The organism is Lysobacter antibioticus HS124, assembly GCF_000336385.2.
In the GTDB taxonomy this organism is placed as follows: domain Bacteria; phylum Pseudomonadota; class Gammaproteobacteria; order Xanthomonadales; family Xanthomonadaceae; genus Lysobacter; species Lysobacter firmicutimachus.
The window spans coordinates 24,449-41,697 of record NZ_HG424440.1; the positions used below are offsets into that span (position 1 = coordinate 24,449).

15 protein-coding genes and 1 pseudogene are annotated in these 17,249 nt (G+C 70.2%); 6 read left to right on the forward strand and 10 right to left on the reverse strand.

Annotation, left to right across the window (positions count from 1 at the left end; genetic code table 11):
* Positions 1-62 precede the first annotated feature (62 nt).
* The gene (gene lipA / locus TX83_RS00105) at positions 63-1,109 is read left to right on the forward strand and encodes a lipoyl synthase (protein WP_064745864.1); all 1,047 of its coding nucleotides are present in this window, start codon (positions 63-65) and stop codon (positions 1,107-1,109) included.
* Here the strand turns inward: lipA and TX83_RS00110 are convergent.
* Entirely contained in the window at positions 1,103-1,510 is a 408-nt protein-coding gene (locus TX83_RS00110) for a hypothetical protein (RefSeq protein ID WP_064745865.1), read from the reverse strand. The genes lipA and TX83_RS00110 overlap by 7 nt on opposite strands.
* 315 nt (positions 1,511-1,825) lie before the next feature.
* Here TX83_RS00110 and TX83_RS00115 point away from each other — a divergent pair, with 315 nt between their 5' ends.
* Together TX83_RS00115 and TX83_RS00120 are read left to right on the forward strand one after the other, a co-directional pair.
* Positions 1,826-4,039, forward strand: coding sequence for a carboxy terminal-processing peptidase (locus TX83_RS00115; protein WP_064745866.1), 2,214 nt, complete (start codon positions 1,826-1,828; stop codon positions 4,037-4,039).
* Between the two features lie 511 nt (positions 4,040-4,550).
* Positions 4,551-5,405 (forward strand): bifunctional transcriptional activator/DNA repair enzyme AdaA, encoded by an 855-nt coding sequence (locus tag TX83_RS00120; RefSeq protein WP_064745867.1) that lies wholly within the window; start codon positions 4,551-4,553, stop codon positions 5,403-5,405.
* Between the two features lie 106 nt (positions 5,406-5,511).
* On the opposite strand, the gene TX83_RS00125 is transcribed toward TX83_RS00120, so the two are convergent.
* A complete protein-coding gene (locus TX83_RS00125) occupies positions 5,512-6,009 on the reverse strand; it encodes an Lrp/AsnC family transcriptional regulator (protein WP_064745868.1) in 498 nt (165 codons plus the stop codon).
* 146 nt (positions 6,010-6,155) lie between these two features.
* Here TX83_RS00125 and TX83_RS00130 point away from each other — a divergent pair, with 146 nt between their 5' ends.
* From TX83_RS00130 to rarD, 3 genes are all read left to right on the forward strand, one after another.
* Positions 6,156-6,656, forward strand: a complete 501-nt coding sequence (locus TX83_RS00130) for a GNAT family N-acetyltransferase (protein ID WP_222423695.1) — start codon at positions 6,156-6,158, stop codon at positions 6,654-6,656.
* A 162-nt stretch (positions 6,657-6,818) separates the two neighbouring features.
* Positions 6,819-7,763, forward strand: coding sequence for a drug/metabolite exporter YedA (yedA, locus tag TX83_RS00135; RefSeq protein WP_064745871.1), 945 nt, complete (start codon positions 6,819-6,821; stop codon positions 7,761-7,763).
* Entirely contained in the window at positions 7,760-8,668 is a 909-nt protein-coding gene (gene rarD, locus TX83_RS00140; RefSeq protein WP_064745873.1) for an EamA family transporter RarD, read from the forward strand. Before yedA ends, rarD begins: the two co-directional genes overlap by 4 nt.
* Positions 8,669-8,687: 19 nt before the next feature.
* Here rarD and TX83_RS00145 read toward each other — a convergent pair whose 3' ends face one another.
* The 8 genes and pseudogenes from TX83_RS00145 to TX83_RS00180 form a co-directional block, all read right to left on the reverse strand.
* The gene (locus tag TX83_RS00145) at positions 8,688-8,879 is read right to left on the reverse strand and encodes a hypothetical protein (protein WP_064745875.1); all 192 of its coding nucleotides are present in this window, start codon (positions 8,877-8,879) and stop codon (positions 8,688-8,690) included.
* A gap of 53 nt (positions 8,880-8,932) precedes the next feature.
* Positions 8,933-10,258, reverse strand: coding sequence for an ABC transporter permease (locus tag TX83_RS00150; protein ID WP_064745877.1), 1,326 nt, complete (start codon positions 10,256-10,258; stop codon positions 8,933-8,935).
* A 13-nt stretch (positions 10,259-10,271) separates the two neighbouring features.
* Positions 10,272-11,438 carry an ABC transporter permease gene (locus TX83_RS00155; protein WP_064745879.1) on the reverse strand — a complete coding sequence of 389 codons (1,167 nt, stop codon included), beginning with the start codon at positions 11,436-11,438 and terminating at the stop codon, positions 10,272-10,274.
* A gap of 16 nt (positions 11,439-11,454) precedes the next feature.
* Positions 11,455-12,150: an ABC transporter ATP-binding protein gene (locus TX83_RS00160; RefSeq protein ID WP_064745880.1), complete on the reverse strand. Its 696-nt coding sequence runs from the start codon at positions 12,148-12,150 to the stop codon at positions 11,455-11,457.
* A 76-nt stretch (positions 12,151-12,226) separates the two neighbouring features.
* Positions 12,227-13,492 carry an efflux RND transporter periplasmic adaptor subunit gene (locus TX83_RS00165; protein WP_064745881.1) on the reverse strand — a complete coding sequence of 422 codons (1,266 nt, stop codon included), beginning with the start codon at positions 13,490-13,492 and terminating at the stop codon, positions 12,227-12,229.
* A gap of 422 nt (positions 13,493-13,914) precedes the next feature.
* Positions 13,915-15,297, reverse strand: a complete 1,383-nt coding sequence (locus TX83_RS00170; protein ID WP_064745882.1) for a leucyl aminopeptidase family protein — start codon at positions 15,295-15,297, stop codon at positions 13,915-13,917.
* A pseudogene (locus TX83_RS00175) lies at positions 15,283-16,010 on the reverse strand (HAD family hydrolase); the annotation flags it as partial. The pseudogene TX83_RS00175 and the gene TX83_RS00170, both read right to left, overlap by 15 nt.
* 123 nt (positions 16,011-16,133) lie before the next feature.
* On the reverse strand, positions 16,134-17,249 hold a 1,116-nt coding region (locus TX83_RS00180), incomplete at its 5' end, for an AI-2E family transporter (protein ID WP_064745884.1).

Here is a 17,249-nt window from a genome sequence, read left to right on the forward strand (position 1 = left end):
TCACCCCAGCCCTCTCCCGCCCGCGGGAGAGGGGGTTCAACGAATAAGAGTCGAATGCCCAGATGAGCGACACCGCGACCAAGACCATCCCGCTCACCGTCGTCGGCGCGGCCGACCCGGTCGCGGCCCCGGCGGTGTTGCAGTCCACCACCATGACCCCGGGCGCTAAGCAGCTCGGCGGCGACAAGATCAACCGTTCGCCGGTGCAGTTCGCCGAGGCGCCGGTGCTGCGCAAGCCGTCGTGGATCCGGGTGCGGATTCCGTCCGGCAACTCGGTCCAGCAGCTCAAGGCCAAGCTGCGCGAGAACCGGCTGGTCACGGTGTGCGAGGAAGCCAGCTGCCCGAACATCCACGAGTGCTTCAGCCACGGCACCGCGACCTTCATGATCCTCGGCGAGGTCTGCACCCGCCGCTGCTCGTTCTGCGACGTCGCCCACGGCCGGCCCAAGCCGCCGGACCCGAGCGAACCGGCCAACCTGGCGCGGACCGTCGCCGACATGGGCCTGAAGTACGTGGTCATCACCAGCGTCGACCGCGACGACCTGCGCGACGGCGGCGCCCAGCACTTCGTCGACTGCATCGCCGCGGTGCGCAACGAAAGCCCGCGCACCAAGATCGAGATCCTCACTCCCGATTTCCGCGGCAAGGGCCGCATGGAACGGGCGCTGGAGATCCTGGCCCACAACCCGCCGGACGTGTTCAACCACAACGTCGAGACGGTGCCGGACCTGTACGCCAACGTCCGCCCGGGCGCCGATTACCAGTGGTCGCTGACCCTGCTGCAGAAGTTCAAGGCCCAGCACCCGCAGGTCGCGACCAAGTCCGGGATCATGCTCGGCCTGGGCGAGACCATGGAGCAGGTGCAGGCGACCCTGCGCGACCTGCGCGCCCACGACGTCGACATGATCACCATCGGCCAGTACCTGCAGCCGACCGCGCACCACCACCCGGTGCTGCGCTACTGGACCCCGGACGAGTTCAAGCAGCTCGAGGTCTACGGCCTGTCGCTGGGCTTCACCCACGTCGCCTCCGGCCCGCTGGTTCGCTCGTCCTACCACGCCGATCGCCAGGCGATCGAAGCCGGCTTCGCCGACACCGCCAATCACTGAGCCGGCGGGTCCGCCAGGCGCAGTTCGATCGTGCCGCCGCCCGGGCGGCGGCGCAGCTGCAGGCGCGCGTCCGGGGGCAGGCAGCGCCCGGCCGGCGAGCCGGCGACGTAGGGCTCGGCGACGTAGTAGCCGGCATCCAGCGCGATCAGACGTTCGCCGCCGTCGATCCGGAAGCGCAATTGCGGCGGCGTGTCCTCGCCGAAGCAGAGCTGCCGCCAGCGGAAGCCGGTCAGGGCGGCGGCCGGCACCAGTGCGCGCTCCCGCGTCCGCAGCAGGGCCTGGATTCGCGCCTGGACCTCGTCGCGGAGCGGATCGCCCGCGCAGGCGCCGAGCAGGACCGGCAGCGTCGCGAGCGCGACGGAGCGGACGGCGCGCCGGGGGCGCCAGGGTAGAGCGGTCATTTCCGGGTCCTTGGAACGCGGCCGGGCCGCGACCGCGCGATTGGCGCACGCCCGGCGCCGCCGCCGCAAGCCCGGCCGGAGCGGCCGGCCGCTGCCGTTGGCCTTAATACGGCACCGGGGCAGGGGCGGGACAGGCCCGCAAATGGCCGTCTAACCGTTCGCTAACGCTTCGGCCGGCCAAACTGAACCGCTTTCACGGCTGCAACACGCAATCGCGCCGGACGGGCGTGACAGCGCCGGCAACTTTCGGCACTGTGGGCTTGTCCAAGGCCGGACCATGCTTTCGACGCCGGCCCACGCCGAGAAGATTCCGCGATGACCCCCAAGAACACGCGTGCCCTTACCCTGTTCGCAGGGCTGCTGCTGACCGCCCCGCTGGCCCTGCTGGCGCGTCCGGAAGCGGTGGCGCCGACCGCCGGTTCGGCGGCGTTGCCGACCGCTCCGACCGCGGACCAGACCACCGCCGCCAAGCTGGTCTACGGCCTGTTGTCCGACAGCCGCTACGCCTACCGGCCGCGCGCGCTCGACGACGCGCTCTCGGCCGACATGTACAAGCGCTACCTGGAAGCGCTCGACGCCGGCAAGCAATTCTTCACCGCCGCCGACATCGCCCGTTTCGACGCCTACAAGACCAAGCTCGACGACGCGATCAAGAGCGGCGACCTGAGCCCGGCGTATGCGATGTTCTCCACCTACAAGCAGCGCGTCGATCAGCGCGTCGCCTACGCGCGCGGCCTGCTCAAGCAGCCGGGCAATTTCGAATTCGACGGCAGCGACCGCTACGAGTACGACCGCAAGGACGCGCCGTGGGTCGCCGACGCCGCCGCGCTCGACGCGCTGTGGAAGCAGTCGGTGCGCAACGACTGGCTGCGCCTGAAGCTGGCCGGCAAGAAGAGCGAAGACATCGCCAAGACCCTGGACAAGCGTTACGCCAACCTGAGCAAGGGCATCGCCGAGCTCAAGGGCGAAGACGTGTTCCAGACCTTCGTCAACAGCTACGCCAACGCGATCGATCCGCATACCGACTATCTGACTCCGAAGTCGGCCGACAACTTCAACATGACCATGTCGCTGTCGCTGGACGGCATCGGCGCGCAGCTGCAGAAGCAGGACGACGTGGTCGCGATCCGCGAGATCATCCCGGGCGGCCCGGCCTCGCGCAGCAACCTGCTCAAGGCCGGCGACCGCATCGTCGGCGTCGGCCAGGGCGAAAGCGGGGCGATGGAGGACGTGATCGGCTGGCGCATCGACGACGTGGTCGCCAAGATCCGCGGCGCCAAGGGCACCAAGGTGCGCCTGGACGTGGTTCCGGCCGAGGCCGGCCTGGACAGCAAGCCCAACCGCATCGTGCTGGTGCGCGACAAGGTGCGCCTGGAAGATCAGGCCGCCAAGTCGGAGATCATCGACATCCCGGCGGCCGGCGACGCGCCGGCCAAGCGCATCGGCGTGATCAAGCTGCCGGGCTTCTACCAGGACTTCGAAGGCCGGCGCAAGAACGCCAACGACTACGCCTCGGCGACTCGCGACGTGGCCAAGCTGCTGACCAAGCTGCGCGGCGACAAGGTCGACGGCGTGGTGCTGGACCTGCGCAACAACGGCGGCGGCTCGCTCAACGAAGCCATCGAGCTCACCGGTCTGTTCATCGACCGCGGCCCGGTGGTGCAGGTGCGCGAATCCGGCGGCCGGGTCAGCGTCGAAGGCGACAGCGACACCGGCATCGCCTGGGAAGGCCCGCTGGCGGTGCTGATCAACCGCGGTTCGGCCTCGGCCTCGGAGATCTTCGCCGGCGCGATCCAGGACTACGGCCGCGGCCTGGTCATCGGCGAGACCAGCTTCGGCAAGGGCACGGTGCAGAACCTGGTCGACCTCGACCGCTGGCCGGCCAACGAGAGCGCGCGCTTCGGCCAGGTCAAGCTGACCATCGCCCAGTTCTTCCGCGTCAGCGGCGGCTCGACTCAGAACAAGGGCGTGGTGCCGGACATCGCCTTCCCGGTGTCGGTCGACGCCACCGAGTACGGCGAAAGCACCTACGACAACGCGCTGCCGTGGACCAAGATCGCCGCGGTCGACCACACCAGCTACGGCAATTTCGCGCCGCTGCTGCCGAAGCTGGAGGGCCTGCACAGCGCCCGCATCGGCTCCGACAAGGAGTTCCAGTGGTGGTCGCAGGACGTGGCCGAATTCCGCGCCGAGCGGGCCAAGAAGTCGGTCTCGCTCAACGAGGCCGAGCGCCGCGCCGAGCGCGACCGCGACGACGCCAAGCGCAAGCTGCGCCAGGCCGAGCGCAAGCAACTGGGCCTGGCCCTGGACCCGCTGGCCGACGACGCCAACGACGACGGCCTGTCCGGCAACGAGCGCGACATCGTCAAGGACGCGGCACGCGAGAAGCTGGCCGAGAAGCGTCCCGACCCGCTGCTGCGCGAATCGGCCTCGATCCTGGCCGACGCGGTGCGCTTGCTCAACAACGACCGCCAGCTGTCGGCGCAAGTGCTGCCGACCGCGACCCGCCCGGGGCATTGGGCCGACTGAGGCCGTCGCATCGACCGAACACGTCCGCGCCGAGCGTGGGCATCGCACCAGCGAAACGCGCCCGCCGGGCGCGTTTCGTTTTGTCCGACGCATCCGCATCGCGGCGGTTGTTGCGGTGCCATCGGCCGTTCCGGTGGTCGCGGCTCACGCCGCTCCGACAGGGAGAGGCGCCGCCGGCTCTTGTAGGAGCGGCGTCAGCCGCGACAAACGCAGCGGTGTGCGCGAGCGTTTGCTGCGAAGCACCGTCCCGCGAGTGCTTGTTGCCCGGTCGTCATCGTTTCTGCCGGCGGCGTGGTATTTCGTCCTCTTCGGCTGTCGCGGCTTACGCCGCTCCTACAGGGGAACGACGCCGCCGCCCTGGTAGGAGCGGCGTGAGCCGCGACGACCGCAGCGGTGTTCGTCAGCGCCGAGGCCCAGGCCCAGGCCCGCGAAATACGCTCGAACTGAACGCCCGCGACGGCGCGCAAGAAGCGGATAGCCGGACCTGCCGCCGCGGCCTAGTCTGGACGCCATGAACGCCAAATCCGCACTGCGCCCGGCCCCGGCCGGCACGTCTTCCGCCGACAAGCTCGAACGCGCCCGCGCCCTGCTCGATGCGGGCGAGCCCAGCCTGCACGAGCTGGCCGCCGCGGTCGGCCTCAGCGCCTCGCACCTGCAGCGTCGCTTCAGCGCGCGCTACGGACTGAGCCCGGCCGAGTACCTGGCCCAGCGCAAGCTCGGCAGCCTGCGCTCGGCGCTGCGCGACGGTCAGGAGGTCAGCGCGGCGCTGTACGACGCCGGCTACGGCTCGCCGTCGCGGGTCTACGAGGCCGGCGCCGCCAAGCTCGGTATGACCCCGGCGCGTTACCGCGCCGGCGGCGCCGGCGAGCAGATCCGCTGGAGCCTGGCGCCGACCGCGATCGGCATCGCCCTGGTCGCGACCACAGTGCGCGGCATCTGCATGGTCGAGCTCGGCGACGATCCGGCGGCGCTGGAAACCAAACTGCGGCGCGAGTTCCCGCAGGCGCAGCTGGAGCGGGTCGATGCCGGTCGCGACGAATTCCTCGCCCCGCGCCTGCGCGCGGTCGCCGACACCCTCGGCGGCCGGCGCGAGGAGGTGCCGCTGGACCTGATCGGCACGGCTTTCCAGAAGAAAGTCTGGGACGCGCTGATGAAGATCCCGCCCGGCCAGACCCGCAGCTACGCCGCCATCGCCGAACAGATCGGCGCCCCGCGCGGCGCGCGCGCGGTGGCCCAGGCCTGCGCCAACAACCGCGTCGCGGTCGTCGTGCCCTGCCACCGCGTGGTCCGCGGCGACGGCTCGCTCGGCGGTTATCGCTGGGGCTTGCCCTTGAAGGAACGGCTGCTGGAGCGGGAGAGGGCTTAGAGCCGGGATGGGGGATTCGGGATCAGGGATTCGGCAAAAAGCCGCGGCTTTCGCTCTTGCTGTTACCAATCCCTAATCCCGAACCCCGAATCCCCGCCTCACCGGCTTACCGCCTCTTGCGCGCCGCCCGCGGCGCGTCCCGGGTCGGCAGCTCCAGGCCGTGCTTGACCACGTCGAACACCAGGTGGGTGTCGTAGCGCTTGACGTTGCCTTCGTCGAGGAACAGGCGGTCGACCACTTGGCGGCAGTGGGCGACGCCGGTGGTGGCCAGGATCACCAGGTAGTCCCATTCGCCGGCCAGGGTGTAGCACTGCTGCACCTCCGGGGCGGCGCGCACGCGGGCGTGGAAGGCGGCGTGGCGCTCGGCCGACTCGCGCTCCATCGTCACCCAGACCGCGGCCAGCGTGCTGCCCAGGGCCATCGGGTCGAGCACCGCGACCTGACGCATCAGGCCCTCCTGGCGGTAGCGGGTCATGCGGCGCTGCACCGCGCTCGGCGACAGGCCGACGGCGTCGCCGAGCTCGCTGAGCGTGGCCGAGGCATCGCGCTGCAGCAGTTCCAGCAGTTTGTGGTCGAACTCGTCGAGAGCCAGGGGTGCGGTCATGCAAGATTTTTGCGTTCCTGCGGGCAAATTTTCAACCGCAAATTGACTGACATCGATACGCTATTCGTGATCTCATCGCATGAAGAATTTTTATGTGATGGTTCGCTCCCACCCCCAAGACGGACGCCCCCGGGATGTCCCGGTACGTGACGCAAGCTGCCGTGCCCGAGCAGATCGGCGAGATCCTCGCCCTGATCCGCGAGCACGGGCCCAACCCCTGGAATTTCCTGCCCGAGTTGGAGCTGGCCGAGCACTTGGCGGCGATCCGGCGTGGGCGTACCCAGGCCGTGGTGGCTGTACAGGAGTGTGCGATCGTGGCCGTGGTCACATTCGAGCCGAGCGATGCGTTCCATCGTTATCAGCCAGCCGGGCGCGAAGTCGAATGGCAGGGGTATGTCCGCGAGGCCGTGGTCCACCGCGCGCATCGCGGCCGGGGCCTGGGCTCGCAGTTGCTGACCGCCGCGGTCGCGCGCCTGCAGCGGATGGGATTGAGCGAGATCTACGTCGAGCGCCACGAGGAGAACGAGGGTTCGGCGGGGATGATGCGCAAGGCCGGCTTCGTGGTCATCGACGTGTTCGACGACCCGCGGCGCCGCGACGTAGGCAGCCGCCGGACCGCGGTATCGCGCTACGAATCACGACCCTGATCGGCCGTCGCCGGACGCGCGCCAGCGCAGCCGACGGCGTGGAGTTACCGCTGCACTGCGTCGCGCGGCCGCTGCCGCTGCGACACGACTTCGCCCAATGCTTATCGGCCGATTCCGTCGGCCGGCTTCTCCCGCCGTTCCCCGACCTCGGAAATTCGCGTCATGAGCGCCGCCGCCCCCTCCGCCGAACGCCTCGCTCCCGGCCCCCTCGCCGTCGCCTTCGCCCTGGCCTCGGTCTACATCCTGTGGGGCTCGACCTATCTGGCGATCCGCTTCGCCCTGGCCAGCTATCCGCCGTTCCTGCTCGGCGCCGGACGCATGGCTCTGGCCGGCGCGATCATGTACGCGGTGCTGCGCTGGCGCGGCGTCGCGCCGCCGACGCGCAAGCAGTGGCGCACCCTGTGGGTGCTGTCGATCTGGATGGTGCTGCTGTCGAACGGTCTGGTGAACCTGGCCGAGACCGAGGTCGATTCCGGCCTGGCCGCGATCGCAGTGGCGTCGATGCCGCTGTTCGCCGGCGTGTTCGCGATGCTGCGCGGGCGCCATCCGTCGAAGATCGAATGGGTCGGCCTGACGATCGGCTTCTTCGGCGTGGTCTGGCTCAATGCCGGCGGCAAACTGTCGGCCTCGACCCTGGGCCTGGTCTGCCTGATCGTGGCGCCGATCGCCTGGGCGTGGGGCTCGATCTGGAGCCGCGACCAGGACCTGCCGTCGCCGTTCATGGCCGCCAGCGCGCAGATGCTGACCGGCAGCGTGTGGATGCTCGGCGCCGCGGCGCTGACCGGCGAGCGCATCGTCGCGGTGCCGACCGCGGGCGCCACCGCGGCGCTGCTGTACCTGGTCGTGGCCGGTTCGATCTTCGGCTTCACCGCCTACATCTGGCTGCTGCACCACGTGCGCCCGGCGCTGGCGACCAGCTACGCCTACGTCAACCCGCCGATCGCGGTGCTGTTCGGCGCGCTGCTCGCCGGCGAACGCTTCACTTCGCACGACCTGGGCGCGATGGCGGTGATCCTGGTCGGCGTGGTCATCATCACCCTGGCCCGCGCGCGCGCGGCCAAGCCGGCGGCGCCGCTGCCGGCGCCGCAAGAAAAGGAAGGCTCATGAATCTCGTCGCCGATCGCCGCGGACTGTGGATCGCGATCGCTTCGTTCGCGCTGTGGGGCGTGATGCCCTTGTACTGGCATCTGCTCAAGTCGGTGCCGTCGTTGCAGATCGTCGCCCATCGCATCGTCTGGAGCACCCTGCTGGTCGCCGCCTGGCTGTGCTGGAAGGTCGGCCGGCACTGGCTGCGCGAAGTGCTGGCGCAGCCGCGCAAGGCGGCGATGCTGGCGCTGAGCGGCGTGCTGATCGCGTTCAACTGGGGCCTGTACATCTGGGCGGTCAACGCCGGCCACGTGCTCGAAGGCAGCCTGGGTTACTTCATCGGCCCGCTGGTCAGCGTGATGCTGGGCGTGCTGTTCCTCGGCGAACGCCTGCGCGCGGTGCAGTGGGTCGCGATCGCGCTGGCCTTCGCCGGGGTGCTGTGGCTGACCCTGCGCTACGGCCAGCCGCCGCTGATCGCGCTCGGCCTGGCGGTGTCGTTCGCGATCTACGGCCTGGTGCGCAAGCTGGTCGCGGTCGAGGCGGTGACCGGCCTGGGAGTCGAGAACGTGTACCTGTTCCTGCCCGCGCTGGGCCTGATGCTGTGGGGCGAAAGCCACGGCCAGGGCGGTTTCTTCGGCGCATGGGGCCTGGGCACCGACCTGCTGCTGGTGATCGCCGGCGCGTTGACCGCGCTGCCGCTGATCGGTTTCGCCTACGCGGTGCGGCGGGTGTCGCTGACCGCGATCGGCCTGCTGCAGTACCTGGCGCCGTCGCTGCAGTTCCTGATCGGCGTGTGGTTGCTGCGCGAGCCGTTCGACGAAACCCGCGCTATAGGCTTTGCGATCATCTGGCTGGGCCTGATCGTGTTCGTCGGCGAGGGCATGCTGCGCTCGCGCCGGCTCGCGGCGGCGGCGCAGGCGGCCTGAGCCGCGCGGCTCGTTCGGCTCAGCCGAGCAGGCCTTCGAAGCCGGCGCGCGCCAGGACCTGGGCGGCCAGCAGCGCGGCAACGATCCCCCGCTGCAACCCGTCCTGCAGTAACAGCCGCTTCCGCTGGAAAAACGAGGCAGGGGATCGGGTTTGGCTTCCGCCCCGCGTTTCGTCGCCGCCGGTCGGCCGATGCCTGTGCGCAAACAACAAGGCCCTCTTCCGGCGAAGAGGGCCCCGATGCCGAACCGATGCGGCGCTGCGGCTTACAGCGCGCGCAGCGCCGTAGTCACCGGCAGGGTCGCCGCGCGCAGGGCCGGGAACAGGCCGCCGACGAAGCCGATCGCCAGCGCCCACTTCAGCCCGCTCCACAGCAGCGCGCCGGTAACCTGGAAGTCGAAGGTCAGCTGGCCGACGCCGCCGGCGATGGTCGAGGCGGTGTAGCCGTTGAACACCAGCCAGGCCAGGGCGCCGCCGATCAGGCCGCCGAGCAGCGCCAGCAGCATGGTCTCCAGCATCACCGCCACCACCACCGGCACGCCGCGGAAGCCGATCGCGCGCAGGGTGGCGATCTCGCGGGCGCGGGTGGCGACCGTGGCGAACATGGTGTTGAGCGCGCCGAACACCGCGCCGATGGCCATGATCGAACCGACCACGATGCCGATGATGCGGATCACCTTGGTCATCGCCTCGCTCTGCTTGGCGAAGTACTCGGCGGTCGTGGTGGTGTCGACCTGCAGCCGCGGGTCGCCGGCCAGCGCGGCCTTGAACGCCTTGAACTGCTTGGCGTCGGACAGCTTGGCCACGACCGAGTTGCGCGAAGCGCCGCGGCCGTAGGTGGCCGCGACCATCTGCGCGTCGGCCCACACTTCCGAGTCCATCGCGTCGCCGGACTTGAACACGCCGACCACGGTCCAGCGTTCGTTGCCGAGGCGGATCTGCTTGCCGACCTCCAGGCCGGCGAACTGGCGCTGGGCGCCGCTGCCGACCACCACTTCGCGCTTGCCGGTTTCGAAGCGTCGGCCCTGCACGATCTTGACCTGCGGCCGCACCTGCCAGGCACGGTCGCCGACGCCGCGCAACTGCACGCTGCCGTCTTCGTCGGGGGCGCCGCCCTTGATCGGCAGGTTGGCCGCGACCACGGTTTCCGGCGAGGCCAGCGGCCGCCCGTCGGCGCCGCGGGCGATGCCCGGGGCCTGTTCGATCACGTTGATGCTGGCCAGGTCCAGGGTCGACATCACCTCGGCCGCGGACGCGCCGCGCAACACCATCACGCTGTCGTCGCTGCCGGTGCGGCGCAGGGTTTCCTGGTAGCCCTCGGCCATCGACAGCATCGCCACCAGCACCGCGACCACGCCGGCGATGCCGATCACCACCACCGACGACGAACCCAGGCGCTGGCTCAGCGTGCTGATGCCGACGCCGGCGACCGAGGCCGCCTGGCGGCCGCTGCGGGTCAGCAGCATCCACAGCGCGAAGGCGACGGCCAGGCCGAGCAGGGCCGGCCAGGGCAGCAGCGACCAGGCGACCAGGGCGATCGCCAGGATCAGGCCGGTCAGGGCGCCGCGGAGCAGGGATTTGAGCTTCTTCATGAGTGCGTTCTCCTCAGCGTCCGGCCAGCGCGTCGACGATGTTCAGGCGCATCGCGCGGATCGCCGGCAACAGCCCGACCAGCACGCCGATGCCGAGCATCAGGCCCAGGCCCAGGGTCCAGCTGCCCAGGCCGATCGGCGGCACGTTGATCGCGCCGCCGCTGATCGTGGCGACGATCGGCCCGAGCGCGCCGGCGATGGCCACGCCGATCACGCCGCCGATCAGCATCAGCAGCACCGACTCGGCCAGCACCAGCAGCAGCACGCTGCGGTCGGGGAAGCCCATGGTCTTGAGCACCGCCAGCTCGGAGGTGCGTTCGCGCACCGCCTGGGCCATGGTGTTGCCGGTCAGCAGCACCAGGGTGAAGAACACCGCGCCCATGATCGAGCCGACGATCAGGCCGATGTCGGCCATCTGCTTCATCCACGAGGCGGTCGCGGCCTGCTCGGTCTGGGTCTTGGTCTCGTGGTCGGAGTTGGCCGACAGCGCGTCGATCGCCTTGGCCACGCGGTCGGCGCGGTTGACGTCGGCGACTTCGCTGACGTACCAGCCGACCGTGCCGCGGTTGTAGGGCGTGGACTCGTCGAAGTACTTCCAGTGCATCAGCAGCATCTGGTCGTACCAGCCGCCGGACTTCTTGTCGGTGACGGCGAGCGTGCCGACGATGTCGAAGCTCCAGTTCTTGCTGCCGTCGCGGTTGGGGAAGATGGTCGACTGCAGCGGAATCTTCTGCCCCACCTTCCAGCCGAAGCGCTTCATCAGCCCCTCGCCGACCAGGATGCCGGTGCGGGTCTGGGCGAAGGCCGCGCGCTGCGCCTTGGACACGCTCATCTCCGGGTACAGGTCCAGGTAGTTGTCGGCCACGGCGAAGCTGAAGATCTGGTTGTGCGGGTCTTGGTAGGCGCCGCCGAACCAGTTGGCGTAGGTGACCTGCTTGACGCCGTCGACCTGGCCGATGCGGCCGTGCAGGGCCTGCGGCAGGGTCTGGATGAAGGACAGCCGCGAGCCGGTCTGCAGGCGCTTGGCGCCGTTGGCGCTCTGGCCGGCCTGTTCGAAGCTTTCGCGCACGCCGTCGAGCAGGCCGAACAGCAGGAACGCGGCGATGATGGACATCAGGGTCAGCGCGGTGCGGGTCTTGCGCCGCATCAGCTCCGCCCAGATCAGATGGAAGTATTTCATCTCGGACGCTCCTGCCTCAGGCCGCGTGCGCCTGCTGCTCGACCAGGGTGCCCTTGTCGAGGTGCAGGGTGTGGGTGGCGTACTCGGCGGCCTTCGGGTCGTGGGTGACCATGACGATGGTTTTGCCGTGTTCGCGATTGAGCAGCTGCAGCAGGTTGAGGATTTCCTCGGCCGAATGACGGTCGAGGTCGCCGGTGGGTTCGTCGCAGATCAGCAGGGTCGGGTCGGAGACGATCGCGCGGGCGATCGCCACGCGCTGCTGCTGGCCGCCGGACAGTTCGTTCGGGCGGTGCTTGCCGCGTTCGGCCAGGCCCACCAGCTGCAGCGCGATCTCGGCGTTGCGGCGGCGCTGGGCGGCGCCGAGGTGGGTCAGCAGCAGCGGCAGTTCGACGTTCTTCTGCGCGTTCAGCGCCGGCATCAGGTTGTAGAACTGGAACACGAAGCCGACGTGGCGGCTGCGCCACTGCGATAGCTGGCCGGCGCTCATGCGGTCGATGCGCTCGCCTTCGACGGTGATCTCGCCGCTGCTGGGCGTGTCCAGGCCGCCGATCAGGTTGAGCAGGGTGGTCTTGCCCGAGCCGGACGGCCCCATCAGGGCGACGAAATCGCCCTTGGCGATGTCCAGATCGATGCCGTGCAGGACTTCGACCTTTTCCGGCCCGCGCTGGTAGGTCTTGGTGAGGTTTTGGATCGAAACCAAGGTGTCGGCCATCGTCGAAGTCCTCGTGCATGTTGCGGAGAAGGAAGCGGGGCGCGCTTGCCGCGCCGTCCGCGTGAATCGATTGCGATCAGTCGCTGTTGTCCGACGAACCGGAGTCGGCGTTTTCGACACGCACCGCAGCGCCGTCGCTCAAACGGTCGGGCGGCGTCAGTACCACGGTCTCGCCGCCGCTCAGACCCTGGGTCACCTCGCGGTCCTCGCCGAGCTTGCGGCCCAGGGTCACCGCGGTCTGGCGGGCTTTTTCGCCCTCGACCACGAACACGACGTCGCGGCCGTCGCGCTGGGCCAGCGCCGCGGCCGGCACCATCGCGCTGGGCTTGGCCTGCACCGCCTGGACCGGCTTGGCCGCTTCCAGGAAGCTGACCCGCACGCCCATGTCGGGGACGATGCGCGCGTCGCGCAGCTTGATCGCGATGCGCACCTTGACCGTGGCCTTGCCGCGGTCGGCGGCGGGGATGATGGCGATGACCTCGGCCGGGATCTTCCAGTCCGGGTAGGCGTTGAGCACCGCTTCGACCGGCATCTTCGGCTTCACCCGGCCGATGTAGGCCTCGCCGACGTCGACTTCGATCTCCAGCGAGTCCATGTCGACGATGGTGCCGATGCCGGTGCGGGTGAAGCCGCCGCCGGCCGACAGCGGCGAGACGATCTCGCCCGGCTGCGCCGCCTTGGCGGTGACCACGCCGGCGAACGGCGCGCGCACCACGGTGTTGTCGACGCCGATGTCGGCGATGCGCAGGCTGTCGCCGGACACCTCGACGTTGCGCTGCGCGGTCAGCAGCTGCGCGCGCAGCGCGTCGCGCGTGGCCACCGCCTGGTCGTACTGGGCCTTGGACACCAACTGCTGCTTGGCCAGGGTGGCCAGGCGGTTGGCGTTGGCTTCGGCCTCCTTGAGCTGGGCCTGCACGCGCGCGGTTTCGCTCTGCGCGGCACCGAGCTGGGCGGCGCTGAGTTCGCGCTGGGCGTTGGCGTCGATCGGGTCCAGGGTGGCCATGACCTGGCCTTCCTCGACCCGCTGGCCTTCCTCGATCAGCACTTCGCGCACCTTGCCGGTGATCTTGGCCGAGACCGTGGCCATGCGCCGCGCGACCACGTAGCCGGTGGCGTCGAGCACCGAGGCGCCGGCCCCGCCGCCGCCACCGATCGCGGTGACCGTGGCGGTGTCCACCGGGGTCGCGGCATTGCGCCCGAACAGCGCCCAGGCGGCGACGCCCAGCACCAGCACGACCAGGCCGATCAGGCCGATGACCAGGCCGCGTCCCGGGCCGGATCGCTCCGGCGGACGGTTGCGGTCGATGCGAAGTTCTTTCAGCAGATCAGCCGATGCACTCATGATCTCAACCAAGACGCCAGAACCGGCTTAGTGTGACCGCGGCGCGGTGACCCGCCAACCTGTGAAAAGTCAGGTTCTGTCAGTCCTGCAGTCGTCGGTTTTTCATGACATCTGTCACGCAACGGGCTCGGTCAGAAGCCAAACTTCTCCGGCCCCCTTCCAAGGAGGAACGGCGGAAGCCGGGTGGGTCGCGTTGCGTGCGCGAAACCCCGTCTCGTTGGGACGAGGGAGCGGTGCGCGGCCCCAGTGTGCTTCCGAGGGGGAGGACGCGAGGGAGATTCGCTTGCCGCGGGAGGGGCGGAAAGCGAATCCTCCCTGGCCCCCTCTTTCAAGGGGGAACAGCAAAAGAGGAACAGCAAGAGCGGAACAGCAAGAGCGGGGGCGGTTCCCGGCGGTTGCGACCGGTGACCGCGGCCCGCGGCTTAGACCGCCGCGCGCGCCTTGAGCATCGCGTACGCGGCGCGCAGGCCCTGCGCTTCGCCGCCGGCGGGACGGCCCGGGCGGTCGGCGTCGTTCCAGCTGTACACGTCCAGATGCGCCCACGGCAGTTCGGCCGGGACGAAACGCTCCAGATACAGCGCTGCGGTCACCGAGCCGGCCATCTTCGACGGGCCGCCGTTGGCGAGGTCGGCGATGTGGCTGGTCAGGTAACGCAGGTAGGGACGCCACAGCGGCATCCGCCACAGCGGGTCGCGCTGGGTCTGGCCGGCTTGCAGCCAGGCTTCGGCGACTTCGTCGCGGTTGGCGTACAGCGCCGGCAGGTCCGGACCCAGGGCGATGCGCGCCGCGCCGGTCAGGGTGGCGAAGTCGAGCAGCAGCTCCGGCGCCTGTTCGGCGGCGTAGGTCAGGGCGTCGCACAGGATGACCCGGCCCTCGGCGTCGGTGTTGTCGATCTCGACGCTGACGCCCTGGCGGGTGGCGATGACTTCGCCGGGGCGGAACGCGTTCGGGCCGACCGCGTTCTCCACCGCCGGCACCAGCAGGGTCAGGCGCAGCGGCAGCTTGCGCGCCATGATCAGCTCGGCCAGGGCGATCGCGTGCGCGGCGCCGCCCATGTCCTTCTTCATCCAGCGCATGCCGTCGGCCGGCTTGAGGTCCAGGCCGCCGGTGTCGAAGCACACGCCCTTGCCGACCAGGGCGATGTGCGGATGGCGTTCGTCGCCCCAGCGCAGCGCGATCAGGCGCGGCGCGCGGTGCGAGGCGCGGCCGACCGCGTGGATCGCGGGGAAATTGCGCTTCAGCAGCTCGTCGCCGGCGAACACTTCGACCGCGGCGCCGTGGCGCTGGCCGATCTCGCGCGCGATCGCTTCCAGCTCGTCCGGGCCCATGTGCTCGGTCGGGGTATTGACCAGGTCGCGCACGCGCAGGCTGGCGGCGATGAGGGCGAAGCTTTCGCCGTGGTCGGCGCCGGCTTCGACCAGCAATTGCGCCGGCGCGCGCGGCGCCGCCTTGTAGCGGTCGAAACGGTAGCTGCCCAGGCCCCAGCCGATGCGCAGCGCATCCAGAGTGGCGGCGTCGTACTGGCCTTCGGCGCGCCAGCGCCGCGCCGGCAGCGCGAACGGGGCGTGGCCGTAGGAATACGGGTCCAGCGGGTCGCCGATGCCGAGCACGCCGGCGACGATGCGGCCGTCGCTGCCGGGCAGGGTGGCGGCGGTGCCGGGCGAGCCGTCGAAGCCCTGGCCGTCGAGCCAGGCGGCGGCGGTATCGGCCAGCGATTCGCGCCAGGCCTTAAGGCTGTTGCGGCTGACCAGGACCAGCGGCAGGGCGTCGCTGGCGTCGTCGGTGAAACCCAGGGGCAGAGTCATGCGGCAGCGGTATCCGTGCGGTGGCCCGCGTCGAGCCAATCGGCCAACGCGGCGAGGGTGGTGAATTCCAGGTCCGGGCGCAGCCCGGCGTGGGGCCAGTGGCGGCCTTCGCGGTTGATCCAGCAAGTACGCAGCCCGGCGCGTGCGCCGCCGACGATGTCCAGCTCGATGTCGTCGCCGACGTGCAGCACCTGCGCCGGCTCGACCCCGAGGCGTTCGCAGGCGGCCAGGAAGATGCTCGGGTCGGGCTTGGCCCGGCCGTGCTCGCGCGCGCCGAGCTGGAAGCGGAACAGCGGCATCAGCCCGATCCGGTGCAGATCGGCGTTGCCGTTGCTGAGCGCGGCCAGCGGCACCCGCCCGGCCAGGCGCGCCAGTGCGGCCTCGCTGTCGGGGTAGTGCTCGACCTCGCAGCGCGCGGCGAAGAACGCGTCGAAGGCGGCGTCGACCAGGGCGACGTCGTCGCCGGATTCGCGCAGCACGTGTTCCAGGGTCAGCCGGCGCTGCTGGGTGAAATCGTGGGCCAGGTCCGGGCGTTCGGCGGCGATGCGATCGCGCAGCGCGCGCATGGCGTGGACCGGGAAACGCTCCGCGGTGGCCGGCGCGTGCCGGCGCAGCCAGTCGTCGAGGGCCGCCTCGGCGCGCACCATCACCGGCGCGATCGGCCAGATGGTGTCGTCGAGGTCCAGAGTGATGGCGCGGACGGGAAAGCTCATGCCGGCAGTTTAACGCGCCCGGCCGCGGCGGCCGGCACCGCGGTCGCGGACCGGCGCGGTCGTGGCCTCAGGCGCCCGTGCGGGCCAGCCGGCCGGCCCGCTTCGGCAAGTCCGGCGCCGCATTCATTCCAGCAGCCGCGACCAGCCCTCCAGGCCGTCGATCCGCGCCAGCACCAGCTTCACGCAGACCAGCAGCGGCACCGCCAGCAACAGGCCGACGATGCCCCACAGCCAGCCGAACAGCATCAGCGCCAGGATCAGCACCAACGGCGACAGGCGCATGCGCCGGCCGAGCACGATCGGCGTCACCGCCTGCGACTCGATCGTGTGCAGCAGCAGGTAGACGCCGGCCGGCAGCAGCGAGGGCCACAGCTCGTCGAAGGCGACGAAGCCCATCAACAGCATGATGACGATGCCGATCAGCGGGCCGACGAAGGGCGCGAAGTTGAGGATCGCCGCCATCGTGCCCCACAGCAGCGACTCCGGCAGCGGCACGCCGAGCGCGTACAGGACGCCGGCCAGGGCCAGGCCCAGGCCGGTGTTGATCAGGCTGATGGTCAGCACGTAACGCGAGATCTCGCGTTCGATCGAATGCAGGATGTCGATGGTCAGCTTCTTCTGCTGCGGCCCGGGCAGCAGCGCGATCGCGTTGCGCTGCAGTGTTTCGCCGTACACCATGAAGAAAAAGGTCAGCAGGATCACCGCCAGCACCTGCGCCAGGTACTTCGGCGTCGCGGTCAGCGAGCGATAGGGGTCGTTGAGCTCGGTCTTGACCACCTGCACCGGCTTGGCGGTGCTCTCGCCGCCGGCGGCGCGGGCGATGTTCTGCGCGGCGCGGTTGGCGTCCTGCATCGGCTTGGTCATCTGCCGCAGCTTGGGCGCGAGCTGCTTCATCTCGCGCGGCACCTGCCGCACCCATTCGCCGGCCGGCTCGGCCAACTGCAGCGCCAGCACGCCGGACACGGCCAGGCCGCCGGCCAGCACCAGCACCGCGCCGACGAAGCGCGGCAGGTACAGCTTCTGCAGCAGGCGCAGGATCGGATTGCCGACCAGGGCGAAGAAGGCGGCGAGCAGGATCGGCAGGATCAGCTCCTGCGCCGCCCACAAGGTGAAGCCGACCGCGAGCGCGGCGAGGATGCGCAAGGACAGCGGCGCGCGCGGGCGCGGCAGCGCCGGTTCGGGCGAGGCGGCGGGCGCGGGTTCGTCGGCGGCCGGCGGCGCCGGCGCGTCCGCGGCCGG